25 protein-coding genes are annotated in these 25,171 nt (G+C 33.2%); 12 read left to right on the top strand and 13 right to left on the bottom strand.

Annotated elements, in window-relative coordinates; translation table 11 throughout:
- Nucleotides 1-168: 168 nt before the first annotated feature.
- Nucleotides 169-1,566 (top strand): M28 family peptidase, encoded by a 1,398-nt coding sequence (locus tag ACZZ9T_RS11510; protein ID WP_463442204.1) that lies wholly within the window; start codon nt 169-171, stop codon nt 1,564-1,566.
- Nucleotides 1,567-1,663: 97 nt separating this feature from the next.
- Here ACZZ9T_RS11510 and ACZZ9T_RS11505 read toward each other — a convergent pair whose 3' ends face one another.
- From ACZZ9T_RS11505 to ACZZ9T_RS11495, 3 genes are all read right to left on the bottom strand, one after another.
- Nucleotides 1,664-2,830, bottom strand: a complete 1,167-nt coding sequence (locus ACZZ9T_RS11505) for an aspartyl protease family protein (protein ID WP_463442203.1) — start codon at nt 2,828-2,830, stop codon at nt 1,664-1,666.
- A gap of 338 nt (nt 2,831-3,168) precedes the next feature.
- Nucleotides 3,169-4,362 (bottom strand): DUF4062 domain-containing protein, encoded by a 1,194-nt coding sequence (locus ACZZ9T_RS11500; RefSeq protein WP_463442202.1) that lies wholly within the window; start codon nt 4,360-4,362, stop codon nt 3,169-3,171.
- Nucleotides 4,363-4,468: 106 nt separating this feature from the next.
- Nucleotides 4,469-5,044, bottom strand: coding sequence for a hypothetical protein (locus tag ACZZ9T_RS11495; protein ID WP_463442201.1), 576 nt, complete (start codon nt 5,042-5,044; stop codon nt 4,469-4,471).
- A 167-nt stretch (nt 5,045-5,211) separates the two neighbouring features.
- Here ACZZ9T_RS11495 and ACZZ9T_RS11490 point away from each other — a divergent pair, with 167 nt between their 5' ends.
- On the top strand, nt 5,212-7,014 hold the full coding sequence (locus tag ACZZ9T_RS11490) for an ABC transporter ATP-binding protein (RefSeq protein ID WP_463442200.1): 1,803 nt from the start codon (nt 5,212-5,214) through the stop codon (nt 7,012-7,014).
- Nucleotides 7,015-7,020: 6 nt separating this feature from the next.
- Complete coding sequence (locus tag ACZZ9T_RS11485; RefSeq protein ID WP_463442199.1) at nt 7,021-7,527, top strand: hypothetical protein; 507 nt, start codon at nt 7,021-7,023, stop codon at nt 7,525-7,527.
- Between the two features lie 69 nt (nt 7,528-7,596).
- Here the strand turns inward: ACZZ9T_RS11485 and ACZZ9T_RS11480 are convergent, their stop codons facing one another.
- From ACZZ9T_RS11480 to ACZZ9T_RS11470, 3 genes are all read right to left on the bottom strand, one after another.
- Nucleotides 7,597-8,634: a peptidylprolyl isomerase gene (locus ACZZ9T_RS11480; RefSeq protein WP_463443000.1), complete on the bottom strand. Its 1,038-nt coding sequence runs from the start codon at nt 8,632-8,634 to the stop codon at nt 7,597-7,599.
- A 79-nt stretch (nt 8,635-8,713) separates the two neighbouring features.
- Nucleotides 8,714-9,226, bottom strand: coding sequence for an FKBP-type peptidyl-prolyl cis-trans isomerase (locus ACZZ9T_RS11475; protein WP_463432235.1), 513 nt, complete (start codon nt 9,224-9,226; stop codon nt 8,714-8,716).
- A 95-nt stretch (nt 9,227-9,321) separates the two neighbouring features.
- Nucleotides 9,322-10,395: a branched-chain amino acid aminotransferase gene (locus tag ACZZ9T_RS11470; protein ID WP_463432233.1), complete on the bottom strand. Its 1,074-nt coding sequence runs from the start codon at nt 10,393-10,395 to the stop codon at nt 9,322-9,324.
- Between the two features lie 84 nt (nt 10,396-10,479).
- On the opposite strand from ACZZ9T_RS11470, the gene mnmC2 reads away from it, so the two are divergent.
- Together mnmC2 and ACZZ9T_RS11460 are read left to right on the top strand one after the other, a co-directional pair.
- On the top strand, nt 10,480-11,154 hold the full coding sequence (gene mnmC2 / locus ACZZ9T_RS11465; RefSeq protein WP_463442198.1) for a tRNA (5-methylaminomethyl-2-thiouridine)(34)-methyltransferase MnmC2: 675 nt from the start codon (nt 10,480-10,482) through the stop codon (nt 11,152-11,154).
- A 127-nt stretch (nt 11,155-11,281) separates the two neighbouring features.
- On the top strand, nt 11,282-11,698 hold the full coding sequence (locus ACZZ9T_RS11460) for an NUDIX domain-containing protein (RefSeq protein WP_463442197.1): 417 nt from the start codon (nt 11,282-11,284) through the stop codon (nt 11,696-11,698).
- 24 nt (nt 11,699-11,722) lie between these two features.
- On the opposite strand, the gene ACZZ9T_RS11455 is transcribed toward ACZZ9T_RS11460, so the two are convergent.
- Nucleotides 11,723-12,430 (bottom strand): DUF4294 domain-containing protein, encoded by a 708-nt coding sequence (locus ACZZ9T_RS11455; RefSeq protein ID WP_463432229.1) that lies wholly within the window; start codon nt 12,428-12,430, stop codon nt 11,723-11,725.
- A gap of 52 nt (nt 12,431-12,482) precedes the next feature.
- Between ACZZ9T_RS11455 and chrP the strand changes: the two genes are divergently transcribed.
- Genes chrP through rpe form a run of 3 tightly spaced genes read left to right on the top strand, consistent with a single transcriptional unit; the run spans nt 12,483 to nt 14,819 of the window.
- Nucleotides 12,483-13,559 carry a chryseobasin maturation metalloprotease ChrP gene (chrP, locus tag ACZZ9T_RS11450; RefSeq protein WP_463442196.1) on the top strand — a complete coding sequence of 359 codons (1,077 nt, stop codon included), beginning with the start codon at nt 12,483-12,485 and terminating at the stop codon, nt 13,557-13,559.
- 30 nt (nt 13,560-13,589) lie between these two features.
- A complete protein-coding gene (locus ACZZ9T_RS11445) occupies nt 13,590-14,126 on the top strand; it encodes a GrpB family protein (protein WP_463442195.1) in 537 nt (178 codons plus the stop codon).
- Nucleotides 14,127-14,168: 42 nt separating this feature from the next.
- On the top strand, nt 14,169-14,819 hold the full coding sequence (rpe, locus tag ACZZ9T_RS11440) for a ribulose-phosphate 3-epimerase (protein ID WP_463432227.1): 651 nt from the start codon (nt 14,169-14,171) through the stop codon (nt 14,817-14,819).
- A 395-nt stretch (nt 14,820-15,214) separates the two neighbouring features.
- Here the strand turns inward: rpe and ACZZ9T_RS11435 are convergent, their stop codons facing one another.
- The 6 genes from ACZZ9T_RS11435 to ACZZ9T_RS11410 all read right to left on the bottom strand — a co-directional run bounded on the left by ACZZ9T_RS11435 (nt 15,215) and on the right by ACZZ9T_RS11410 (nt 20,870).
- Nucleotides 15,215-15,631: a nucleoside-diphosphate kinase gene (locus ACZZ9T_RS11435; RefSeq protein ID WP_129536993.1), complete on the bottom strand. Its 417-nt coding sequence runs from the start codon at nt 15,629-15,631 to the stop codon at nt 15,215-15,217.
- Nucleotides 15,632-15,962: 331 nt separating this feature from the next.
- Nucleotides 15,963-16,889 (bottom strand): ribosome small subunit-dependent GTPase A, encoded by a 927-nt coding sequence (rsgA, locus tag ACZZ9T_RS11430; protein ID WP_463432225.1) that lies wholly within the window; start codon nt 16,887-16,889, stop codon nt 15,963-15,965.
- A gap of 105 nt (nt 16,890-16,994) precedes the next feature.
- The gene (locus ACZZ9T_RS11425; protein ID WP_463442194.1) at nt 16,995-18,077 is read right to left on the bottom strand and encodes a chorismate mutase; all 1,083 of its coding nucleotides are present in this window, start codon (nt 18,075-18,077) and stop codon (nt 16,995-16,997) included.
- 374 nt (nt 18,078-18,451) lie between these two features.
- Nucleotides 18,452-18,823, bottom strand: a complete 372-nt coding sequence (locus tag ACZZ9T_RS11420; RefSeq protein ID WP_463442193.1) for a hypothetical protein — start codon at nt 18,821-18,823, stop codon at nt 18,452-18,454.
- A gap of 245 nt (nt 18,824-19,068) precedes the next feature.
- Nucleotides 19,069-20,154: a DNA polymerase III subunit gamma/tau gene (dnaX, locus tag ACZZ9T_RS11415; protein WP_463442192.1), complete on the bottom strand. Its 1,086-nt coding sequence runs from the start codon at nt 20,152-20,154 to the stop codon at nt 19,069-19,071.
- An 86-nt stretch (nt 20,155-20,240) separates the two neighbouring features.
- Nucleotides 20,241-20,870 (bottom strand): TetR/AcrR family transcriptional regulator, encoded by a 630-nt coding sequence (locus ACZZ9T_RS11410; RefSeq protein WP_463442191.1) that lies wholly within the window; start codon nt 20,868-20,870, stop codon nt 20,241-20,243.
- Between the two features lie 814 nt (nt 20,871-21,684).
- Here ACZZ9T_RS11410 and ACZZ9T_RS11405 point away from each other — a divergent pair.
- From ACZZ9T_RS11405 to ACZZ9T_RS11390, 4 genes are read left to right on the top strand one after another with little or no spacing between them, the layout of a single operon-like run.
- A complete protein-coding gene (locus tag ACZZ9T_RS11405; protein ID WP_463442190.1) occupies nt 21,685-22,353 on the top strand; it encodes a MarR family winged helix-turn-helix transcriptional regulator in 669 nt (222 codons plus the stop codon).
- Between the two features lie 7 nt (nt 22,354-22,360).
- A complete protein-coding gene (locus ACZZ9T_RS11400; protein WP_463442189.1) occupies nt 22,361-23,824 on the top strand; it encodes a phytoene desaturase family protein in 1,464 nt (487 codons plus the stop codon).
- A 12-nt stretch (nt 23,825-23,836) separates the two neighbouring features.
- On the top strand, nt 23,837-24,673 hold the full coding sequence (locus tag ACZZ9T_RS11395) for a phytoene/squalene synthase family protein (protein WP_463432212.1): 837 nt from the start codon (nt 23,837-23,839) through the stop codon (nt 24,671-24,673).
- Between the two features lie 29 nt (nt 24,674-24,702).
- Nucleotides 24,703-25,170: an SRPBCC family protein gene (locus ACZZ9T_RS11390; protein ID WP_463442188.1), complete on the top strand. Its 468-nt coding sequence runs from the start codon at nt 24,703-24,705 to the stop codon at nt 25,168-25,170.
- The last annotated feature ends 1 nt before the right edge of the window (nt 25,171 follow it).

The following is a 25,171-nucleotide window of genomic DNA, read 5'->3' as shown; positions in this document are numbered from 1 at the left end:
TCTAAAACTTTTGTTGTCTTTGCTAAAGTGATTCCTTTACGAACTTAAAATATTTAGTAAAAACTCTTTGCGCCTTGTATTAAATTGAATATTAATAAAAACCAATATTTATAAGAGTTAGTGAATTTTTCTTTATTTTTATGCACCGAAAGAAAAAGGTCAGTAAAAATGAAAAAACTCTTACTCATCATACTTCCACTCTTTTTGAGTGGATTTTTATTTTCTCAAAAGAAGCCTGTCAGAAAACCGAAACCAATTCCGAAATTTAATTATATAGAAGAATTTAAAAAAATTTCTGATGAGATAATGACCAACGGAACGGCGTATGATAATCTCGGCGAACTGACGAAAGGTGTTGGTGCACGTTTCAGTGCAACTCCCGGTTATGCAAAAGCAGCCGAATGGGCAGAGAAAAACCTTAAAGAAGCAGGTGCAGAAAACATCTGGAAACAGGAAGTAAGAGTTCCTGTCTGGATCAGGGGCAGAGAATCATTACAGATCAAAGCCGGAAACGGAGAATGGAAAAACATCAGAATGCTGTCGTTCGGAAATTCTGAAGGTACCGGCGGAAAAGATATGATTTACGATATTCTTTTGGTGAATGATGTACAGGAATTAGTGAATCTGACAAGTGCGCAGGTAAAAGATAAAATTATTTATGTCAATTATCCTATCGATCAGAAAATCATCAGCACCGTAGATTCTTACCTGATTGCTGCTAAATCTAAACTACTTTCAGCTTCTGTCATCGGAAAAAAAGGAGCGAGAGGTTTGATTATAAGATCATTAACAACTGCTTCAGACGATATTCCTCATGCAAAACAGATTTATTACGAGCCTGATGATAAGGTAAAAATTCCTGCCGTTACAATTGGTGTGAGATCTGCGGACGAGCTGGAAAAACTTCTGAAAAAACAAACTGTAAAAGCAAAACTCAATATGACCGCCGAATCAAAAGGCGAAACCATCAACCATAATATCATTGGAGAAATTCCTGGTAAGAAAGATGCTAAAGTCATTGTTTTGGGAGCGCAGCTCGATTCTTGGGATTTTGCGGAAGGTGCTCATGATGACGGTTCGGGAGTGGTGCAGTGTCTGGAAGTTTTAAGAACCTTCAAGGCATTAGGTTACGATAATAATCACACCATAAGAGTTGTGCTATACGCCAACAGCGAAAACGGTGGACAAGGGAGAGAAATCTATGCCGCCCAAGTAAAAAAGAAAGAGGAAAAACATATTCTTGCCTTCGGTTCAGATTCCGGTGGGTATTCTCCGAGAGGGTTTTCTCTTGATATGTCTCCCCAAAGACGACGCCTGATTTTCCCCTGGAAAGAATATTTTCTACCTTACGGAGTGTATGATTTTGATCAAACTGATGCCATTCAGGATATTGCTCCACTTAAAAAACTGGACATCCCGTTAATGGAAATGGTGGTAGATACCCAAAGATATTTTGACTATCATCACTCTGAGAAAGATACTTTCGATAAAGTGAACAAAAGAGAATTGCTTTTAGGAGCGGTTGTGATGACACAGATGGTTTTTATGATTGATAAGAATTGGTAGATCAAAAAGTATTCATGCTTATAGAATTTAGTTTACACCAGATTCTCAATGCGATTTCTTTAAAATCTTCTCGAATTGAAAGCATTTAAAATTAATATTAATTCAAAAATTCCTTTTTATCCATCGTAAAATCTAAAATTTTGCCGTCACGTTTTACTTTTATATTGATCTGATTTCCGGCTCTCTCTACCCTGTTCAGTAAATATTGACAAGACAGATCCTGATTTAAATTTTCAAAACTGGTGTCATTAATGCTTAAAATTTCATCGTCAACCTTTACCGGAATATCATTTCCCTGAAACACCAGAACCACTTTAGCTTTATAATCAATAAAACGGTAAGCAAATCCGAAAGACTCCATTTTTGCAGGAGTATTTTTGATCCGGTGGAGATAAATTTTATTATTCTGCCAATCGATGATGAACTGGAATTTTTTCAGAAATTCATTCCCCAGCAAACTGGAATTTCCGGTCATTACAATTTCGTTTTTAAATTTTTCGCCGCCCAATACTAATTCTTCAGCTCTGAAATTATAAGAAGATTGAGGTTTTCCGGTACCGAATGCTCCCACAGAATTCACCCCGTACATTTCTACAGATTGTACTTTTCCGTTTTTGGGATCGTAGTAGTGATCGCCAATTTTAATAGATCCTGTAAATCCGGTATCGAAAGTGAAATTGATCTTTTGATCTAAAACCAGTCCTTCGATGATGGGAGTTTTCTGAGGTCTTACCGTAAAATTAAATACCGTTTCGTAACCCTTTGTAGAAAACAGATTAAGATCTTTTGTAGCCTCAAGAAGATTTTCAGAATAATTGAATCTCCAGAATAATTTTGCCATCTGACTTGCTCCTACGATGCCGTCTATCTTTAAACAGCCAAATTCAGGACCTTCAAGATCGATTACTACTGCCCCTATATCTTTGAAAACAATCTGATCAATCGTCATTTCAGGAAGTATTGTAAAAATCTGCTCCTGCTTGTTTTTCTGTGAATCTCTTACTTTGCTGGAGTGTTTCTTTTTAAGATTCAGTTCGTTATACACAGCGTGGGAAATAACGGTGGGCGCACCTGTATCGAACAGAAACTGATAATATTTTCCGTTGATGAAAACTTTCACTAAAGGCAATTCGTTGGCAAAAGTCAGATTAATTTTTTCAATAGGATTTGTAAGCACTGCTTCCCCACTTTCAAAAAACTTTTTCCCCTGTGCAGATAACGCTGTAATACAGAATATAAAAAACAAGAATAGACTTTTCTTCATAGCGGTAATTTGTACTAAAATAGTGAAATATTTGATACTATTCTTTATTAATATGCTGTGAGATTTTTTAAAAATGTATATGGTTACCTCGGAATGAGAATTTTATAATTTCTTTTTGCTGCTTCGAAAAGACATAGTAATAATGAAATCTTCCTACTTTAGAAAAATTTTTTTGTTACTTTATAGAGGCAATAGATCTATTATTAATATATTCTAGCCATTAAATATTGAGGAAATTATTCCTCTATGTTGTGTTGGTAAAGATAACTGGAAATAATGATTTAGAGAAGATTCAAATGATAACTGCCCTCTAAAGGGCGTTTTTTCGACTAAAAAAATTACTTAAGTCTTGATAATTTATATTTGATTTCGCTAATGAATTCATTTGTTAAGTTTCTAGCTCCTCTCAAATTATATATTAGTTCTTCAAGTTGTTTATCCAATTTTCTTTTAGAAACATTAAGATTAGCTTGTAAATTTGGTAAAGTTTTTACTGTATCATGAAATCCAGACATCCCATCAATAGCTAAAGGCATACTTTCTGAAAGAGACTCAGTTGCTTCTAATGTAGATGTTAAATTTTCAATGTACTGATGTTTATCTAAACTTTCCATGCTATTTATGTACTTCAATCCTATATCAATAGCATCTTTAAAATTATTATAAAATATTGAGTTCTCAACCTTTATTCTATTGGAATATTCATCCATTAATCTAGAAATCCTCTTAAACAATTCAATAATCACTAATTTATTTGGATTTGGATAATTTGTTATTCTTTCTATTTCATCAGCTTTTTTTGAGAATTCGGTTCCAATATCTGTTGTACTTTCACTTATGTTAGAAAGTGCATTAGTTGCATTCATGAGCAAAGTTTCAAATTCAATCAAATAATCAAAAAGACCAAAATCATCCTCTAAAATAACTTGTTCATCTTCATCAAGAACAGTATCAATTTGGTTTTCATCGAAAATCATATTATCCAAATTAAATTGATTAATTTTTAAGTCATCAATTCGTTTTGGTAAATGCATCCTTAACTTTGTTTTAAGTTCATCAGTATCATTAAAAGAATTGTAAAAGACGTTATTTTCTTTCAAAACTTCTTTAAACTTTTTGATCTTTAATAATTCTTCAACATTAATATCATCCAAACTAAGAGGAGCTTTATTTTTAAAGTAGAATAAAATTTGAATATTCTCATTATTATCAAATCTTTTAATAGCATTAAGAAATTCTTCTTCAGTTCCAGAATTTGCAGCATTCGTTTTAGTACCAAATTTTTGCCAAATTATTCCTATAAATATATCATAATCATAGCCGATATCTTTACTAATTAAATCCTGTGTGTAAGTATTGGTGACACCGGGTGCAGAATGTGTTTCCCATTTTAATAATTCAAGAATTATATTATCTCGATTTCCAAAAGTTATATTTAATTCTTTAATTACATTCTCAATTTCTATTCTCTCCTCCTGCAAATCACTAGGTGATCCTAAAAAAATTGAATATTTCGTTATATTTTTTGCCATAAATTTTATTTTTTTCAAATATATACCGTTTTTCTTATTGCTTTTTATGGGAATCCATAATCTGATGCTATCTTGAAATAAAATATTATAAAATTAATGTTAAATTTTAAATCTTATCCAAAACCTTCTTCGGCAGCAGCTTCACCAGCTGTGATTTGAACTCCTTGTCTGCAAACACAAGCTTCCATGCTTTTTTATCTTTACTTATCGCACAGGCTTTCATTGGAGCATTGATGATGTAAGAACCTTCATTGGCTATATATTTTATGTTGGCTTTACCGTATTTTGAAGTAAGCATCTCTCCTATTTTCTTTCTCATAGGCTCATCCATAGATCCTACATTTGCCTTTAGTTTCAGGTAATAATTGGTTATTGAAAAATATTCACCATTGATGAGTTCAGGGGTTTCAATATTCCCAAACTTTAGATCCTGCACATCGATTTTTACAAAAGGATTGTTGTAAGTCATATTCAGAAGCTGCGACATTTGATCTTTGGGAATGATGGTAAAATATTTGGGATAAATAGTGTTCATCGCCTGATCAATATTTTTAGATTTGATGCTGTTGGCAAAATAAGTGAGTGTCTTCTTGATTGCCAAACCATCGGGAGTTGCATTAGCCTGAGCAAAGGAAAAAAGAGAGAAAAGTACCAGTAAAAGGGTGAAAAATTTTAATTTCATGATGATAAATTGTAATTGAAGTTGATATAATTGTCTCTTCGGAGAACTTTTTCAAATATATGTAAAATTCTGAGGTTCGTTCTCATAAAATCTTCTCCTGCAATTCAATATTTTACCACAGCGCATCCGATTTATATCAGTAATTTTGCACCGAAGAATTACTAAGTATGAAAACATTATTACATTATTTAAAACCTCATAAATGGTTGCTGATCTTATCTTTGGTTTTGGCAACGATCAATCAGGTTTTTTCTTTATTCGGACCTGCGATTACCGGAAATATATTGGATCAGCTGGTAACGCATCCCAATTTTTTTGATAAAGAAAAACAGATGTCCAGAACATTGGATGAATATTTATACGGAACCGATCTTTATCATGGAGCATTTTATTTTCTTGGCTTATTAATAGGAACTGCAATGGTGAGCAGAATTGCCAAAGCTTTTCAGGATTATGTAGTGAACGTCATTACCCAAAAATTTGGGGCAAACATTTTCACAGACGGTTTGCAGCATTCTATGGCATTGCCTTATCAGGAATTTGAAGATCAGAGAAGTGGCGAAACGCTTTCTATTTTGACGAAAGTAAGAGAAGATTCTGTGAAATTTATCACCAATTTCATCAATATATTTTTCGGAATTCTGGTGAGCATTATTTTCGTTTCGGTATATGCCATTCGTTTGCACTGGTCGATTATGCCGGTATATGTGGTGGGAATTTTCCTGATTGCATTCATTACCAATTTATTAAGTAAAAGAATTAAAAACATCCAGAAAACCATCGTAACAGAAACTACAGGTTTGGCAGGAAGCACAACCGAAAGTCTTCGTAATATCGAAATTGTAAAAAGTTTAGGTTTAACAAAACAGGAAGTAAAACGTCTTAATAATAACACGTACAAAATTCTCGGACTTGAATTAAAGAAGGTGAAAAGCATTCGTTCTTTAAGTTTTATTCAGGGGACGATGGTGAATTTCCTGCAACAGTTGATTACTCTTACTCTTTTATATTTAATTTTCAGAAACATTGTGACACCCGGACAGTATTTATCATTGATGTTTTACGGGTTCTTTATTTTCGGACCGATGCAGGAAATCGGGAACATCATTATCTCATATCGTGAAGCGGAAGCATCGCTGCATAATTTTGATAATTTAATGAAAAAACCTGTGGAAGAAAAGCCTCAGACTCCAAAACAGATTGGTGCTGTAGAAAAACTGGCTTTTGATCATGTGTCTTTCAAACATCAGACTGCATCTTACAAAGCATTAAACGATATTTCGTTTGAGGTAAAAAACGGAGAAACGATTGCATTTGTGGGACCGAGTGGTTCAGGGAAAAGTACATTGGTTAAGCTATTAGTGGGATTATACCGTCCTAAAGAAGGTTCTATTTTTTATAATGGAATCAATGGAAAAGAATTCGACTTTGATGAATTGAGAAATCAGATAGGTTTTGTCACTCAGGATACCCAGCTTTTTGCAGGAACGATTAAAGAAAACCTTTTGTTTGTAAACCCAAATGCGACAGACGAAGAGTTAGATTTAGCGCTAAAAAAATCAAGTGCAACGGCATTGATAGAAAGAGCAGAAAAAGGAATTGAAACCGTTATTGGTGAAGGCGGACTGAAACTAAGTGGGGGTGAAAAACAAAGAATAGCCATTCCAAGAGCATTATTGAGAAAACCTAACCTGTTGATTTTTGATGAAGCGACTTCAGCTTTAGACAGCATTACCGAAGAAGAAATTACCACAACCATCAAAGAAATTTCTGAAGAAAAAGAACAGATCACCGTATTGATTGCCCACCGATTAAGCACCATCATGCATGCAGACCGAATTTATGTTTTGGAACGCGGTAAAGTGATAGAAACGGGATCGCACGAAAATCTTCTGGATTTAAAAGGATTGTATTATGCGATGTGGAGACAGCAGATTGGTGAAAGAAAGGTGATTAAACCTATTAGTTAAGCTGGTATGATACTTAAAAAATTGATTACCACCGTAATTATTCTTATTGTCATTTCTATTGATGGTCAGGATAAAACATTTTCTAAACTTCAGTTTGATAAAGTGATCATTTATGATTTCATCGGAGGGAAAGGAGCAGAAAGTATGTACATCATTGATGAAGACGGTAATGTATCGAAGACTGCAAAAAAGAAAGTTACATTAGATAAGGAAACAGTAAAAATCCTGAATGCAAAACTTGACGATAAGAAATCTTATGGAGCGGGAACTGCTGCCTGCTTTGATCCTCATCTTGGTATTGTTTACTATTTGAAAAATAAACCTGTTGCCCATATTTCAGTATGTATGGATTGTAACAGGTTACATTCCAACAAAGATATATTAGCTCAAAAGCAAGGAAAAACAGGAAGCGGAACAGATTCTTATTATCTATTGGATGGGATGAGTACATCATTCAGAAATTTCCTTAATGGATTGTTGAAAAAACACAATTTTTCACACCAAATAAAATAGTAGTATTTTTATCAAAATCAAAAAAGCCATCTCTCACGAGACGGCTTTCTTATTTTTATCTTAATTCGACTAAGGAACTTTCACCAATTCCACATCGAAGATCAACCATGCATTTGCTGGGATAACTCCTCCTGCACCTCTTTCTCCGTAAGCCATTGCCGGCGGAATCAAAAGTGTAGCAGTTTCACCTTCTTTCAACAAAAGAATTCCTTCGTCCCAACCTTTGATTACTCTTCCGGTTCCTACAGGAAACTCAAGGGGCTCACCTCTTTTGAATGAAGAATCAAACTCAGTTCCGTCTACTAATTTCCCTGCATAATGTACAGAAATATTATCACCTGCTTTTGGTGCTTTTCCTTCAGTCTTTTTTGTGATTTTATAGAACAAACCAGATTCAGTCACCTGCATTCCTGCTTTTGCATCTTCAACCATCTTCAGCTGATTAGCTTTAAATTCTTCTTCTTTCTTTTTCTTTTCAGCTTCTTCTTTAACTAAAAATTCTTTATTTTTTTCTGCAATTTTAGCTTTACCTTCCGTGAAAGTTTTTGCAGCATCATATCCTTTGTATTCGTCTCCTTTGCTGAAAATACTTACTTTTTCAAGTACGATATCCGTTTTAGGTTTATCCTGAGCTCCTTTTTCAACATTAGCAATTGCGTCAATTACATCGTCTCCTTTTACAACTTCCCCGAAGATGGTGTGTCTACCGTCTAACCAAGGAGTAGCAATTTCGGTGATGAAGAACTGAGAACCATTGGTATTTGGTCCGGAGTTAGCCATTGATAAAATACCTTTTCCTGTATGTTTAAGGTCGTTTTTTTCGTCTTCGAATTTATATCCGGGATCTCCTGTTCCTGTACCTTTAGGATCACCTCCCTGAATCATGAAATCTTTGATCACTCTGTGAAAGATTGTTCCGTCGTAAAAAGGAACACCTTTCGCTTTAGATTTGTTATCAATTTTACCTTCTGCCAGACCAACAAAGTTAGCCACAGTAACCGGTGATTTTTTGTCTTCAAACTTTACAATCAGGTTACCTTTTGTAGTTTGTAGATTGGCATAAAGTCCGTCTTTAAGCCCTTCGTAAGTTTCTTTGTCTACGTTCATTTTCTTATAAATTGGTGTACAACTTAGCAGCGATGCACTTGCAGCTGCCAGAATTATATTTTTGTTAAACAATTTCATTTTATAGAACTTTTAATTTTATAATTAAAGGAATATCGTTATCTATTTTATTTTCGTCACCGTAAGTTCCGTAAGCCAATGATGATGGTACAAGAAGCGTTACTTCTTCGCCGTCATTCATATATCTTAAAGCATTTTCTACTGCTTTCAATTCATCAAAACGTCCGAATACCGCATTATTTCTGCTGATTGACTGGTCATAAATTTTAGTCTGATCAAAATCATAGAGATCATACGAATAGGAAATCGGTGAATTATCCGGTCTTCTCTGTCTTTTGTCGAAATTTTCTACCGTTGTCCAGTAATTAAGCTGAGTAGGATAAAATTTAATCTCCTGACTATTCACCCAATCCTGAATCTGCTGTCTTTCTAGAGCATTCAGATTTTTCATTCGGTTTCTGGAAACGTCGAGATCATTCTGGCTCAATACTCCACCTACAGGAGGATGAACCTGTGGTGCATTTCTTTTACAACTTAAAAGTCCTAAAGCAGATATGAGAAGTATTTTTTTCATAAAACTTTTGCGAAAATACGCATTTCAAAGGATATAAAAAAACAAAAAAAGCCAAGAAGAAATCCTGGCTTTATATAATAATTAATTATTCGGAATTAAGCTGTTTCTAAAACATCTTTTTCAACCAGTACTCTCCATCCGAATGAATCTTCACTTACATTATTCTGCAAGTTAACCAAATCATTTTTCAATAGTGCTGCATAACTTTCTTCATCAGAAAGTGTTGGAAGCTGCAATTTTTCTCCACGGTGTCCTAAGGCTTTAAATACAGTAGTCACAACAGCTGTACCTACACCCCAAACTTCTTTCAAAGTTCCGTTTTTGTGGGCTTCTACCACAGCTTTCACTGCGATAGGTTCAATTTTCATGTCAAGACCTCTCTTGTTTGCAAGCTGGATAAAGCTGTCTCTGGTAACACCATCTAAAATTTTCTCAGAAGTTGGCGGCGTATAAATAGTATCGTTGATTCTCACGAAAACATTCATTGTTCCGCTTTCCTCAAAATATTCGTGTGTTGCATCGTCTGTCCAGATAATCTGATCATATCCTTCTTCCATTGCTAATTGCGTTGGGTAAAAAGATGCTGCATAGTTACCTGCTGCTTTTGCAGATCCTACTCCACCACTTGCCGCTCTAGAATAGTGATCAGAAATTTTCACTGATACAGGTTCAGAATAGTAGCTTTTTGCCGGTGTAGCAACAATGGCAAACATATATTTATTGGCTACTCTGGCTTTCAGGGCTTCTTCTGTAGCAAAAATTAAAGGTCTGATATATAAAGACATTCCGTCTCCCTGCGGAATCCATTCTCTATCGATATTTACCAATGCTTTAAGTCCATCCAAAAACATTTCTTCGGTAACTTCCGGCATTGCAAGACGCTTTGCAGATTTATTGATACGTTCAAAATTCTTTTCGGGCCTGAAAAGGAAAACCTGTCCGTCATTGTCTTTGTAAGCCTTCATGCCTTCAAAACAAGCCTGTCCGTAATTTACTCCCATCATCGCTGGTGTAAATAATAAAGGACCGTAAGGAACCAATTTCACATCGCCCCATTTACCGTTTTCATATTCACAGATGATCATATGATCACTGAAAGTATTTCCGAACGAAAAATTATTGGGATCGAAAGTAGAAATTCTAGAGTTTTCTGTTTTTTGAATTATCATTTCTTAAAATTTTTATGATGTTCCACAAATTTAACATAATTTTCCAAATATAAAAATTTTGAAGTAAATTTGAAAAAAAATACCTTGAAAAGAGAAGTCAGAACTACAAATGATGGTAGTAAAACACTATTTATCAGCTATTTAGACGAAAATTACCATTCACATCATGGTGCCTTACAGGAAGCAGAACACGTCTTTATCAATAATGGATTTATATTAATAAATGATTACGAAATTAACATTTTAGAACTCGGATTTGGAACAGGTTTAAATGTTTTGGTAACTATTAATGAATATTTAAAAACTGACAAAAATCATGTAGTCAATTATTTTACGCTCGAAAAATATCCCATAAATGAATCTGAAATAGAAAATTTAGCCTACTTCGACCATTTTGATAACCCAGAATTAAAAAATATTTATCAAAAAATTCATCAAACTGAATGGGATAAATCCGTTGAAATTATTAAAGGTTTTAATCTGAAAAAAATTGAATGTGATTTTTTTGAGCTGAAAAATATCGATTTACCCAAGATTAACCTTGTTTATTTCGATTGCTTTGGTGCAAGAGTGCAGCCGGATCTTTGGGAAAAGCCACTGTTTGAAATAGTTTCCGACAAAATGAGCACAAACGGACTGTTAACAACATACTCATCAAAGGGCAGTGTAAGAAGAATACTGAAAGAACTTAATTTTAATGTAGAAAAAAAACAAGGTCCTCCCGGAAAAAGAGAAATGATCAATGCTATAAAGTTATGAGTTATGAGTTAGAAGTTAGAGGTTAGAGGTTGTAATAATTGAAATAGTGTATAAACTTGTAGACTCATAATTGATAAGTCTTAATTTCTAACTTTTTTCCCTATTTTAGCTTTACAAAATAGTACATATGATTGACAAAATAAACGTGAGAGTTTATGCTTGTGCTGTAAAAGATAATAAAGTTTTGACTTTGTTTGAAGAGTATGCAGGACAGCCGTTATTAAAATTTCCTGGTGGCGGACTAGAATTTGGAGAAGGTTTAACAGCATGTCTTCATCGTGAATTTGATGAAGAACTTAATGTGAAAATTGATATTTTAGAGCATCTATATACTCAGGAAAATTTTTTAGTTTCTCGGTTCAGAGAAAATGAACAGCTTCTTACAATATATTATCTGGTAAAAATTGTGAATGAAGAAGACTTCCTTATTCTTGATCCCTGCATAGAAAAAACAGAATGGCTTCCTATCAATACTGAAATAAATCCTTTTACTCTCCCTGTAGACAAAATTGTTTTTGAAAAATTAAAAGAAAAATTCCTGTAAAAATTAACTTTACAGGAATTATTTTTATTTAGAAATTCTGAAATCTTTCGCACCCGGATAAGGCTGCAAATAACCTGAATTCCAGTTGGATTGTAATAATGATTCCAGAAACTCATCTGTTCTGTTTTTATGAGGATTGTATTGATCTTTCAAATCAATATCTGCCATTTTTCCTTTCACATTCCACCAAAATGCGCTCCATCCGCCACGCATTTCTTTAATGATTTCAAAGACATTCTTTCCTGTGGCTCTGTTCATTAATTTTGCAAAAACCTGCCCTTCGGTTGTAGTTAAATCTTTTAATTGCTTTTCATATTGATCTGCAAGCATATTCTGACGGTCTTTTACATATTTTCTTTTTGCTGCGGTATCCATCACGGTCATTTCAACCTGAATATCTTTATATTGCTCCAAAGCAGTTAAAAATAAAGGATATACTCTGTATAATTTTTTATTGAGAAAATAATAATAATTTTTATCCAGTTGATTGTTAAATCTCGGTTTATTTAACAAAACCAATTCATCCATCACGACCACGGTTTCGCCATTGATTTCGTAGATTTTGGCTTTTTGTCTTTCGTCGTAATAATATCGATTTCCAAATTCATCAATTTTCAATTGATCTTGAGGATATTGACTTAAAGGCTTCGCAATAATAGAATCTCCCTGCTGTCCGAATGTAGCAACTCCAAAAAAGAATAGAAAAAGAAAGGTGAATTTATGAAATTTCATTATTTTTACACGTATTATAACAAAATTTAACTACAAAAATCATTCCTTAAATATGAAATTTGAGAAGAAATCTTTGAAATTTTTAGAGAAATATTTAAATACTTCGTCACCAACCGGATACGAACACAAAGGTCAGGAGGTATGGATGAATTACATCACACCCTACGTTGATAAAATTGAGGTTGATCACTACGGAACCTGCTATGGAATCATCAATCCGGAAGCTGAATTTAAAGTTGTGATTGAAGCTCATGCTGATGAAATTTCATGGTATGTTAACTATATTACAGATGACGGATTAATCTATGTGATCAGAAATGGAGGTTCAGACCAAACTATTGCGCCTTCTAAAATTGTCCATATTCACGGAGAAAAAGGAATAGTAAAAGGAGTTTTCGGATGGCCTGCAATTCATACAAGAGGAGCCAACCAAGATGAACCTACACCAAAAATTGAAAACATTTTCATCGATTGCGGAGCAATTACTAAAAAAGAAGTTGAAGAATTGGGAATTTTCGTCGGATGTATGATTACTTATCCCGATGAGTTTTTTGAAATGAATGACCGTTATTTTGTCTGCAGAGCTTTAGATAACAGAATCGGAGGTTTTATGATTGCCGAAGTTGCCAGACTTTTAAAAGAGAATAAAAAACAACTTCCATTTGGTTTATATATTACCAATTCTGTACAGGAAGAAGTGGGTCTGTATGGTGCAGATATGATTGCCGACACCATCAAACCAAACATTGCAATCGTCACCGATGTTACCCATGATACAACCACTCCGATGATCGAGAAGAAAAAAGAAGGCGACCAAAAATGTGGTGACGGTCCTGTAGTTTTTTTCGCACCGAGTGTTCACCATGTGATCAGAGAATTGATTATCGACACTGCCAAAAAGAAAGAAATTCCTTTTCAAAGAGCTGCAGCAAGCAGAGCGACAGGGACAGACACTGATGCGTTTGCGCATTCGAACGGAGGTGTACCAAGTGCATTGATTTCATTGCCTTTAAGATACATGCATACGACAGTTGAAATGGTTTCAAAAGAAGATGTAGGAAATGTCATTCAGTTAATTTATGAGACGCTTCTTAACATCACTCCTGAAATGAAACTGAAGTATCATTAAGCAATTTATTGTACTGTTTAAAAACATAGAATGCTAATCGAAAAATACACTTCGAACTGGATTAAAGATTTTGAGAAAATAAAGCGTGAAATAACTAAAGGATTAGACGGAATTGAATATCGCATAGAGCACGTTGGAAGTACTTCTGTTAAAAATTTAGACGCTAAACCAATAATTGATATTGACCTGATTTATACCGAACAAACAGATTGGGATAAAATAAAATCTTGTTTAGAATCAATCGGATATTATCACAACGGGAATCAAGGAATTACTGACCGTGATGTCTTTAAAAGAAACGGAAAATACTCCAATAATGTTTTAGATACCATAAAACACCATCTTTATCTTTGCCCAATTAACAGCAAAGCATTAGAAAGGCATATTTTGTTTCGGAATTTTTTGAAAAAGAACGACTGGGCTAGACTAGAATATCAGCAATTAAAGTACGAAATGGCAGAAAAATCAAATCAAGACAGAAAGAAATATGCAGAAATGAAAGAACAGTATATTAATGATTTTATTGATATAATAATACAAAGAGAAAAAGATAACCTGAAGTCTTGAATCTTATCTCAATAATTTATTGAATTTAATTAAAAAATAAAAATGAAAACTAAGCTCATCGCTCCATCCCTATTATCCGCAGACTTTGGGAATCTGCAAAGAGACATTGAGATGCTGAACAATTCTCAAGCCGACTGGTTACACGTTGATGTGATGGACGGCAGATTTGTGCCCAACATTTCTTTTGGCTTTCCGGTTATGAAAACAATTCAGCAGCACGCAAAAAAATTCGTAGATGTACATTTAATGATTGTAGAGCCGGAAAAATATGTTGAAGAATTTATAGAATATGGTGCTGATCTGGTTTCTGTACATTATGAAGCCTGTGTACATCTACACAGAACAATTAATTTAATTCAAAGTAAAGGGGCAAAAGCCGGTGTTGTTTTAAATCCTTCAACTCCTGTTTTAATGCTTGAGGATATCATTGCAGATGTTGATCTGGTACTATTGATGAGTGTGAACCCAGGATTCGGTGGACAGAAATTCATCGAAAACACGTATAAAAAAATCGCAGAAACTAAAGATTTAATTCTGAGCAATAATTCTACTGCACTTATACAAATTGACGGTGGTGTAAATCTGGACAATGCTTCCAGATTATTCGAAGCAGGAGCAGATGTATTGGTCGCAGGAAATGCAGTTTTCTCAGCTGAAAGTCCAGAAAAAACGATCGAACTTCTAAAAATGTAAATCAAAAAAGCAGCTCATTAAAGCTGCTCTTTGTTCTCATATAAAGAGAAAGTATGATGGTTATTAGTTTCTATAACGATGATTAATGATATTTTTATTCTTTATTTATCTTTTGTAAAGATGGAGATTTTTATCAGACGAAAACATCCGTAAAAACACGGATTTTTTCAACATATACTGATTATGAATTTTAGAAAATAATTGTATCATATTATTTTTACATTATTCACAATATTTTAATAATTATTTATTTTAATTATAATGATGAATGAACAAAAAATTGAGAATAAATCAATTTGTTTTTTATGACTAAATGTCACAAAAAATGGAAGTATTTGATTATAACAAAAAAATCCGGAATAATTTCCGGATTTTTTATTGACAAGAGTTTTTGGTTAAAAAATCTCTCTCCCTGAAAAGTGGAATTGTGCTTCAATAAGAGCATTTTCATCAGAATCAGATCCATGAACTGCGTTCTCTCCAATGCTTCTGGCAAACATTTTTCTGATTGTTCCTTCAGCAGCATCAGCAGGATTTGTAGAACCAATTAAAGTTCTGAAATCTTCCACAGCGTTATCTTTTTCCAAAACTGCAGCAACGATTGGTCCTGAGCTCATGAAATCAACCAATTCTCCATAGAAAGGTCTTTCAGCATGCACTTCATAGAATTTTTTGGCGTCAGCAACTGTAAGTTGAGTTAATTTTAAAGCTTTAATTTTGAAACCTCCTTCAGAAATTTTTCCTAAAATAGCACCGATATGTCCATCAGCAACTGCATCAGGCTTAATCATAGTGAATGTAATGTTAGACATAAATGTATATTTTTTTAATGGCACAAAACTACAAAAAATATCTAAATATAATTTTAATTTAATTTTAACACAAAATAACTTTTATTAAGAAAATTTACCATACATTTTGGCACATAAATTGCAATTAATAATTCGATTCTCATGTTTAATTTGAGTTTTCATGGTTATTAGTTTTTACCCAGCTTCGGCTGGGTTTTTTTATTTGTAAATTTTTGTATATAAATTTACGAATTTCACAATAATAAACAGGGAAATTTAAATTAAGATAAGCGAACTCTTTTATTCTAAATTAATAGAACAATTTGTATTGTAATTTAAAAGTGAGATATTTTTAATTCTGAGAGTTTTCTTCCGCTTCATCCATCAGTTTGATGTAGGTAGAATAGCGTGAATGTTGAATTTCTCCTGTCTCCAGAGAATTCAGAACGGCACACTTCGGTTCATTAATGTGCATACAATTATGAAACTTACATTCTTTTCTCTTTCTGAAAATTTCCGGGAAATAATGTTGTACCTCTTCTTTTTCAATATCAATCATTGCAAATTCTCTCACACCCGGAGTATCAATCACATTTCCGCCGAAATGCCAAAAGTGCATCTGTGCAAAAGTTGTCGTATGTTTTCCTTTGAGATGAGTATCTGAAATTTCTGAAGTCCTAAGATTTAAATCAGGTTGCAGCGCATTGACCAAAGTAGATTTCCCGCACCCGGAATGCCCGAAAAATACTGAAGTCTGATTCTTTACAAGTTCCTGAAGATCATTCAGATTTAATTTTGAATAGGAAGAAATTTCAAGGCTGTCATAACCGATTTCCTGATAAAGAAACTGAATATCTTTCACCACCTCAATTTCTTCGTCATTTAAGACATCCATTTTATTGAAAAGAATAAGTGGCTTTATATTATAGGCTTCACAACAGGCAAGAAAACGATCCAGAAAACCAAATGAAGTTTCAGGATGCTTCAAAGTAAAAATGAAGCAGGCAATATCAATATTTGATGCGATGATATGTGCTTCTTTTGAAAGATTGACCGCTTTTCTGATGAGATAATTTTTGCGTGGATCAATTTTGGTAATCCATGCTACATCATCCTGCTCAAGCTGAAATTCTACATAATCACCTACAGCAAGAGGATTGGTAAGCCTTGTTTTAATCAGCTTGAATTTTCCACGAATTCGTGCTTCGAAAATCTTATCGGTTTCCATTTCTAAAACCTGATACCAGCTTCCTGTAGATTTAATGATTTTTCCTTTCATATATATGACTGCAAATATAAGAAATTAGGATTTAGGTAACAGGATTTAGTTTAAGCTATTCATTAGATTTTTCAAAGCCAAATCCTATTACCATTTCCAGTTTCTTTACATTCTGTCAATCATAATATTGTTTTGTTTTTCAATAGATTCTTCATGAATTGCCTTAAAAACTTTTTCTATAAAATCCTGAGACATTCCTGTTTCTCTGGCTTTTTGAATTGCATATTCTGTAATCACTTTCCAGCGTTCCGGTTGGAAGATTGCGATATCGTTTTCTTTCTTTAGCTTGCCGATTTGTTCTGAGATCTTCATTCTCTGCGAAAGCAATTCTATCATTTGAAAATCAAGATCTGAAATCAACGTCCGGTGTCTTCCCATTTCGTCATCAAAACCTGCGATCCCGGAATTTCTTATTTTTAAGTTTGAAATTAAATCAGCCAGAACTTCCGGTGTAATCTGTTGGGAAGCATCGCTCCAGGCTTCATCAGGATTGGAGTGCGATTCTATAATTGCTCCCTGGTAACCAACATTTAATGCTTCCTGAGTGATATCTGCCAAGCCGGTTCTGTTTCCGCAAATGTGAGAAGGATCGATCAGCATGGGAATGTTCGGAAATTGACTTTTAAAATCTAAAGCAATCTGCCAATTCGGGTTATTTCTGTACTTTGTTTTTTGGTATGTAGAAAAACCACGATGAATTACCCCCAGATTTTTAATATCCTGACCCAAAAGTCTTTCTAAAGCACCAATCCATAACGCTAAATCTGGATTTACAGGATTTTTAACTAAAACTGTTTTTTCAGTTCCTTTTAAAGCTTCAGCAATTTCCTGAACCGTAAAAGGATTTACTGTAGAACGTGCGCCAATCCAGAGAATATCAACATCCGCTTCCAAAGCTGCTGAAACGTGATGCGCATTGGCTACTTCCGTGGCCGTCTTAAAACCGTATTCCTGCTTTACTTTTTTTAACCAGTTTAAACCAATTACTCCAACTCCTTCAAAACCATTGGGTTTTGTACGAGGCTTCCAGATTCCTGCACGGAAAATAGGTACCTGAGCATTGGTATCTTTTATTCTTTTGGCTGTCTCCAGCATTTGAGCTTCGCTTTCTGCGCTACAAGGTCCCGCAATGATCATTGGTTGCGAAAACTCATTAATCCAGTCGTTTTTTAAATCTATTAAGTTCATTTTAAAGTGTTTTTTTATTTAAATATTATATTCAATGAATAAGCATTATAAAGTTTATTTATAATTCTTTTCAAAAAAATCCGGTACAAAATTGCAGTGAAATTGGAAATGGAAAATGATTGATTTTCCAGTATTTTTTGAGAAAGAAATTCAGTTAACTATACCAATAAAACAGATAATAATTTCTGAAATTTCTATAATAAATAGTTTCAAAACTAAAATAGCTGCTAAAATGATTAGCAGGTACAAAATTAAACAGATATGGGAACAATAGTTTTACCACGTTGACTGTCAGAATTTTTTGTTTAGTTTTAAATTAAATTTAGACTTGTAAAAATCGTATTTTCTACAAATCACTTGGCAAATATATAAAATTATGTCAAATCAAACTTCATTAAATCATCAAGATCTTTTAAAAGTGGATTAATTTCGACAAATTTCTCAAATTTTTTCTTGGTTGTAAGTACTTCCTGTTTCAAATTTTGAGGATCGTGCTTAAAATTAAACACAATTGCATGATTATTTACTTTATGCTTAAAATGATTAAAAAACTCAATACTTATTTTGTCAAATTCAACTTTTGCAGATTCTGAAGGATACTGAATCTGAATCAGTTTTTCATCAATCTTTTCCAGTTTGAAAGATTTGATAGCATTGAATATAACAGGATCTTTGGCGCGAAGCTGCATCAATAAAAGATTCCATTCTGACTGAAGATCAGTTTCTGTAAAATGATGCTCTTGCAAATGCTCATTAACTACAGTTAGCTTTTCCTCAACTTCCTGCTTTTCTTCTTTATTTATAAAAGAATTAATGCTGAAACCTGATGAAACTTTTGGTCTTGATAATGGTTTTGAAGCGGTTTTAATTGTAAGTTCTTGAGGTGGCTGATGTTCAGTAACCTCAGATTTCGCTGCTATTTCTTCTTTTTTTTCTACTCCTTTTGATGGCAGTATAATCTCCTGTTTCTCATGAAGAAATGGAGCTAATATTATGAACTTTTTTTTTTAGCAATATCTCCAGAAGCAGTAAGAGAAGCCAATTGCATTAAGGCAATCTCTACTGTAAGTCGGGGATTTTTAGAGTTTTTATAATTGATATCTGCATGATTGCAAATTTCAATTCCGTCTATCAATTGCTGAGCATTCCAGTTTTTTGCCTGCTCTACAAATTTTGTTTTGGTATGTTCTCCCACTTCAATCAAATCAATAGTTGAAGCATTTTGAGCCATCATTAAATCTCTGAAATGATTTCCTAAACCTGCAATGAAAATATGCGGATCAAAACCTCTCTTTACAATTTCATTAAAAGCAAAAAGAACTTCGGGAATTTTATTTTCTTTTGCAAAATCTATGATCTTCAGATATTGATCGTAATCTAAAATATTGAGAACTTCGGCTGCTTTAGCAAGTGTAATATTTTTCTGTGAAAATGTTGATAGTCTATCAAATATTGAAAGTGCATCTCTTAATGCGCCGTCTGCTTTTTGGGCAATTAAATACAGAGCATCATCTTCATATCTGATATTTTCTTTTGCTGCAATACCTTTTAAATGCTCCTGAATATCGAGAATTGTAATTCTTTTAAAATCATAAATCTGACAACGTGACAAAATAGTAGGAATAATCTTATGCTTCTCTGTCGTAGCGAGGATAAAAATTGCATGAGCAGGCGGTTCTTCCAAAGTTTTAAGAAAAGCATTGAACGCCGCCGATGAAAGCATGTGAACTTCATCGATAATATACACTTTATACTGACCGACCTGTGGCGCAAAACGCACCTGATCAATCAGTTCACGAATATCATCAACCGAGTTATTGGAAGCTGCATCTAATTCATAAATATTATATGCAAAACCATCTTCTGAGACCGAACCGTCTTTTTCGTTAATTTTTCTCGCTAAGATTCTCGCACATGTAGTTTTTCCTACTCCACGAGGGCCACAGAAAAGCAATGCTTGTGCTAACTGATTTTCTTCAATTGCATGCTCTAAGGTATCTGTAATGTGAGATTGACCAACAACGGTGTCAAACTGTTGAGGCCGGTATTTCCTTGCAGATACGATGAAATTTTCCATAGCCCAAAAGTAAGAAATATTGTTCTAATCTGAAAATATAAATTTTCAAATAATGGCTGATATAAAGCTGGATTATAAGAAAATAATTATTTTTTCTGATATGCGAAATCGATAATATCTACAATGGCTTTTTCAATTTTCTTTCTTCCGTCTTCAGACTTTGTATCTATTCCGCAGAAAGTCGTTCCGTTGTATGCAGTATACAAATTAAGATGGTAAATACCTGCAACGAGCAAAGCTGTGATTGCTCTGTATTCTTCAGACTTGTCACCAAAATGGGGATCTGTAATATTTGTAAATAAGCCCTCTCCTACTTCTTCACGCTGTTCGAAGAGTTTTTTAAGAACCGCCCTGTTTTCTGAAAGCTCCCAAACTATAATTTTCTGAAGTTCTTTGTTTTTTCTCAGGCTTTCATACTGATTAAGCAATGCCATTTTAGACATTTCTTTTCCACCGTCGGAAACATCAACTTTCATCTCTTTTTCATCTACTCTGCTCCAGTAATCTTGGGATCTGATATACTCATCTATAAGCTTATCAGTGCTTCCGAAGTATTCATAAATTAATTTTTTGTCGAAACCGGCAACGGCTGCGATCTTACTTACCATTAATCCTGAATACCCTTTGGTTTTCAAAATTTTACCCACTGCATTCAGCAGTTTTTGTTTGGTTTTTTCCTTATCCCTAATCGGGCCTTGTACAACTTTTCTAGGCATCGTCTATTATTTAATATTGCAATTAGCAGTCAATTATTTGTTATTTTTAAAAAAAATGAGACTTAGAAAATTTTCTAAAATCAGCATTTATTACAGATTAAAAATTATCCATTTCAAAAATCAGAAGGAAGGCTCAAAAGATTTCCCGTATTTTTGAAAAGACTAATAATAAGTACGATATTAATATTGATTTGGATTTGGCTAAACTTAAACGCTTAATTAATAAAATAAAAAGCTTTATGATGAAAATGATACAATAATAAACAGTTATTGAAAAACAGTTATCATAAATTATATCCAATGATTTAATTTCAAAAGTGAATACAAATAAACGTATAAATCACTGGATAACTTAAAATTATTTTTTTTCAGACACTAAAATTATACCAATTAAAGTTAGCAATTCAACTGATATGTTTTTAATTTTTTATATTAAATCATTACTTTATTTAAAAAACCACTTAAGCATTTCATTTACTGATGATTACCACACAACATAATGAGTTTAATTATCAAAATAATTTAAAATTATTTTTACCAATAAAAATTTATTCTTCCAAATTGTTCGATTATAACTCAATTATATTAAATCAATCCATCAATATTTTAATTATTTGTTATAAACTAATAAATATTTAATCATCATAATAATTCTAATCATAAATTTTAAGAATTAGATCTGTCTAATTTGTTTCATACATTTTAGAAATCATTTTTCAAATAAAAATATTTTGGAATTATTTTTGATAATAACTAATTCACAAATATACTAATTTAATTATTAATTTGTATATTTATGCACTAAATTTTAAAGATGGATTTTGACTTAATAAAAGATACTATTGCTTTAGTAGAAGAGTTTAATTCTTCTAATAAAACGCTAACTTATCCGAAAACTATCGATGGATTCAAGAATTGGGTTATTGATCAGGAAATTGACAAAAACCCGATGGTAAAGGATGAGCCAGACTGGGAAGGTAAAGAAAATGGCAGAACTGTTGAAAGTGCAATTAGTACCCTATTTGTTCATCTAAACCGATATGCAAAAATGTATTCAAAATCTGCAATTTTAGATTCTGATTTTTCTACACAGGAAGATTTTATTTATCTGATTAATCTAAAGACTTTCGGAACGATGTCAAAAATCGATTTAATCAGAAAAAACATCCATGATAAATCTGTCGGTAATCTTATCATTTCAAGATTGATGAAACAAGAATGGATTGAGCAAAATGACTCACCTGAAGATAAAAGAATGAAATTAATTCACATCACAGAAAAAGGATTGTCTGTATTAGACAATCAGATGAAAAAGATTCGTCAGGCTACACAGATCGTTTCCGGTAATCTCAATCATACAGAAAAAATGGATTTGATCCGTATTCTTAATAAATTAGAACAATTTCATCATCCCATTTACACCCAAAATATTGACAGCAAAAATCTTATAGACACGGTTTATAAAGAATTTTCATTTGATTAAAACGAATATGAAAAAAATAGCAATTATAGGATCAGGATTTTCAGGTTTATCTGCAGCGGCTTACTCTGCACAGAAGGGTCATGAAGTGCACATATTCGAAAAAAACAGCAGTTTAGGCGGAAGAGCCAGAAAATTTACTACCGATAACGGTTATGTTTTTGATATGGGGCCGAGTTGGTATTGGATGCCGGATATTATTGAAAATTTCTTTAATGATTTTAATAAAAAAAGTTCAGATTTCTTTGAGTTGATTCCTTTGAATCCACAATTTGAAATGGTTTTTTCAGATGGGACAATGCAGATCCCACATGATTACAACGAGATGAAAAGCCTTTTTGAAAAAACCGAAAAAGGTGCCGGACAAAAACTAGATGAGTTCATGAATGATGCGCAATACAAATATGAAGTCGGTATGAAAGATTTTGTCAACAAACCATGCAATTCCTGGTTTGAATTTGTTTCTCCGAAAATTGCAAAAAGTGCGCTGAAATTAGATTTGCTTTCTAACTTTCACAAATTTGTCAGAAAATACTTCAAAGATCCAAAACTCATAATGCTGATGGAGTTTCCGGTGATTTTTTTGGGAGCAGCTCCGAAAGACATTCCTGCGTTATACAGTCTAATGAATTACGGAGGATACAAGTTGGGAACATGGTATCCGATGGGAGGTTTCTCAAAAATTATTGATGCGATGGTAAATGTTGCTCAACAACAAGGTGTACAGTTTCACTTAAACTCAAACATTGATTCCATAAAAATTACTGATCATAAAGCAACTTCTGTTTCTGTCAATGATTCTGAAATTGAATTCGACACGGTGATTGCGTCATCAGATTATCACCACACAGAAAACAGTTTACTTCCAAAAGAATATAGAAATTACACGGAAGATTACTGGAAAAAAAGAATTTTTGCACCATCATGTCTTATCTATTACTTAGGATTTAAAGAAAAAATCCCAAATCTAAAGCATCATACTCTTTTCTTTGAAAACGATCTGGATCTTCATACAAATGAAATTTACGACGATAAAAAATGGCCTACAAAACCACTTTTTTATGTATGTTGCCCATCCAAAACCGATCCTAACGTTGCGCCTGAAAATTGTGAGAATGTGTTTTTGCTCATGCCGGTTGCGACAGGATTGGAAGACAGTGAGGAAGTAAGAGAAAATTATTTTAACGAAATGATTCTCAGACTTGAAAAGCATACCAATACTTCTAATATATTATCTAAATTAGACTACAAAAAAAGTTATTGCATTAAAGATTTTAAAGAAGATTATAATGCCTATGAAGGAAATGCGTACGGTTTGGCAAATACCTTATCACAGACTGCAGTTTTAAAACCATCATTGAGAAATAAAAAAGTCAGCAATTTATTCTATACAGGACAGCTTACGGTTCCCGGACCAGGCGTTCCGCCATCCATTATTTCAGGAAAAATTGCCGCTATCGAAGCAACTAAATAAACTAAGATTACTATGAAAAAACTATTTGACGATTTATCTTACAAAATCAGTAAACAGACCACCAAACAGTACAGCACAAGTTTTTCATTGGGAATTTTGGCTTTATCACCGAAAATAAGAGATTCAATCTATGCTATCTACGGATATGTACGCTTGGCCGACGAAATTGTAGACAGCTTTCATGATTATGATCGTGCTACTCTTCTTGCACGCTTCAAAGAACAAACAAATCAGGCATTAGAAGAAAAAATATCATTAAATCCTATTTTACAGTGTTTTCAGGAGACCATTCACAGATATGAAATCGACGTACAATTGATTAATCAATTCCTGAAAAGCATGGAAATGGATCTTCAGAAAATCGATTACAATTCAGATTTGTATAAAGAATATATTTTGGGATCGGCAGAAGTTGTAGGATTAATGTGTCTTCATATTTTTGTAGATGGAGATAAACAGCAATATGAAATTCTGAAACCTTCTGCGATGAAACTCGGTTCGGCCTTTCAAAAAGTGAATTTTCTGCGTGACCTGAAAGATGATTATCAGGTCTTGGGACGTACTTATTTTCCGGATGTTGATATTACTTATTTTGACAATATTGTGAAGTCTCATATAGAAAATGATATTCAGCAGGAATTCAAAGAAGCGCTGGAAGGGATTAAAAATTTACCCAATTCATCGAGATTTGGAGTTTATCTGGCTTACAGATATTACATTTCACTGTTCAGAAAAATTAAAAGAACACCGGCTAAAAAAATTATCAACCAAAGAATAAGAATTTCTAACGGGAGAAAATTTTCACTGATGATGAGCTGCTATGTACAGTACAAAATTTCTCTTTTATAAAATTCAAAAATTTATTTTAAAAAAATATAATGGTACACCAACTTAAACGTGAACAACAACTCAACTGTGATATAGAAACTGCCTGGAAATTCTTTTCTTCAGCCAATAATCTTTCAAAGATCACTCCGAAAGATATGAACTTTGTCGTTCGGACTCAATTGGAAAACGATGAAATCTACGAGGGAATGATCATTGATTATTATGTTTCACCACTTTTAGGAATTAAGATGGATTGGCAGACAGAAATCACTCAGGTAAACGGTAACCGTAGTTTCACAGATTACCAAAAGAAAGGTCCTTACAAACTTTGGAATCATTTTCATGAATTTATACCCAATGAAAAAGGAGTTTTGATAAGAGACACGGTAGATTACGAACTTCCTATGGGATTTTTAGGAGAAATTGCACACAGCGTTTTTGTAAAAAATAAATTAGAACATATTTTCAGTTATCGTTTTAATATTCTGGAAAAAATGTTTAATTCTAAAAAAGATTAAC

This window comes from Chryseobacterium sp. AC417 (assembly GCF_979258215.1).
This window is presented reverse-complemented; position numbering and strand designations above follow the sequence as displayed.

Excerpts from the sequence above, each read along its gene's own strand:
- ACZZ9T_RS11510 (WP_463442204.1), top strand. The coding sequence starts at position 169 with ATGAAAAAACTCTTACTCATCATACTTCCACTCTTTTTGAGTGGATTT.
- ACZZ9T_RS11505 (WP_463442203.1), bottom strand. The coding sequence starts at position 2,830 with ATGAAGAAAAGTCTATTCTTGTTTTTTATATTCTGTATTACAGCGTTA.
- ACZZ9T_RS11500 (WP_463442202.1), bottom strand. The coding sequence starts at position 4,362 with ATGGCAAAAAATATAACGAAATATTCAATTTTTTTAGGATCACCTAGT.
- ACZZ9T_RS11495 (WP_463442201.1), bottom strand. The coding sequence starts at position 5,044 with ATGAAATTAAAATTTTTCACCCTTTTACTGGTACTTTTCTCTCTTTTT.
- ACZZ9T_RS11490 (WP_463442200.1), top strand. The coding sequence starts at position 5,212 with ATGAAAACATTATTACATTATTTAAAACCTCATAAATGGTTGCTGATC.
- ACZZ9T_RS11485 (WP_463442199.1), top strand. The coding sequence starts at position 7,021 with ATGATACTTAAAAAATTGATTACCACCGTAATTATTCTTATTGTCATT.
- ACZZ9T_RS11480 (WP_463443000.1), bottom strand. The coding sequence starts at position 8,634 with ATGAACGTAGACAAAGAAACTTACGAAGGGCTTAAAGACGGACTTTAT.
- ACZZ9T_RS11475 (WP_463432235.1), bottom strand. The coding sequence starts at position 9,226 with ATGAAAAAAATACTTCTCATATCTGCTTTAGGACTTTTAAGTTGTAAA.
- ACZZ9T_RS11470 (WP_463432233.1), bottom strand. The coding sequence starts at position 10,395 with ATGATAATTCAAAAAACAGAAAACTCTAGAATTTCTACTTTCGATCCC.
- ACZZ9T_RS11460 (WP_463442197.1), top strand. The coding sequence starts at position 11,282 with ATGATTGACAAAATAAACGTGAGAGTTTATGCTTGTGCTGTAAAAGAT.
- ACZZ9T_RS11455 (WP_463432229.1), bottom strand. The coding sequence starts at position 12,430 with ATGAAATTTCATAAATTCACCTTTCTTTTTCTATTCTTTTTTGGAGTT.
- chrP (WP_463442196.1), top strand. The coding sequence starts at position 12,483 with ATGAAATTTGAGAAGAAATCTTTGAAATTTTTAGAGAAATATTTAAAT.
- ACZZ9T_RS11445 (WP_463442195.1), top strand. The coding sequence starts at position 13,590 with ATGCTAATCGAAAAATACACTTCGAACTGGATTAAAGATTTTGAGAAA.
- rpe (WP_463432227.1), top strand. The coding sequence starts at position 14,169 with ATGAAAACTAAGCTCATCGCTCCATCCCTATTATCCGCAGACTTTGGG.
- ACZZ9T_RS11435 (WP_129536993.1), bottom strand. The coding sequence starts at position 15,631 with ATGTCTAACATTACATTCACTATGATTAAGCCTGATGCAGTTGCTGAT.
- rsgA (WP_463432225.1), bottom strand. The coding sequence starts at position 16,889 with ATGAAAGGAAAAATCATTAAATCTACAGGAAGCTGGTATCAGGTTTTA.
- ACZZ9T_RS11425 (WP_463442194.1), bottom strand. The coding sequence starts at position 18,077 with ATGAACTTAATAGATTTAAAAAACGACTGGATTAATGAGTTTTCGCAA.
- dnaX (WP_463442192.1), bottom strand. The coding sequence starts at position 20,154 with ATGGAAAATTTCATCGTATCTGCAAGGAAATACCGGCCTCAACAGTTT.
- ACZZ9T_RS11410 (WP_463442191.1), bottom strand. The coding sequence starts at position 20,870 with ATGCCTAGAAAAGTTGTACAAGGCCCGATTAGGGATAAGGAAAAAACC.
- ACZZ9T_RS11405 (WP_463442190.1), top strand. The coding sequence starts at position 21,685 with ATGGATTTTGACTTAATAAAAGATACTATTGCTTTAGTAGAAGAGTTT.
- ACZZ9T_RS11400 (WP_463442189.1), top strand. The coding sequence starts at position 22,361 with ATGAAAAAAATAGCAATTATAGGATCAGGATTTTCAGGTTTATCTGCA.
- ACZZ9T_RS11395 (WP_463432212.1), top strand. The coding sequence starts at position 23,837 with ATGAAAAAACTATTTGACGATTTATCTTACAAAATCAGTAAACAGACC.
- ACZZ9T_RS11390 (WP_463442188.1), top strand. The coding sequence starts at position 24,703 with ATGGTACACCAACTTAAACGTGAACAACAACTCAACTGTGATATAGAA.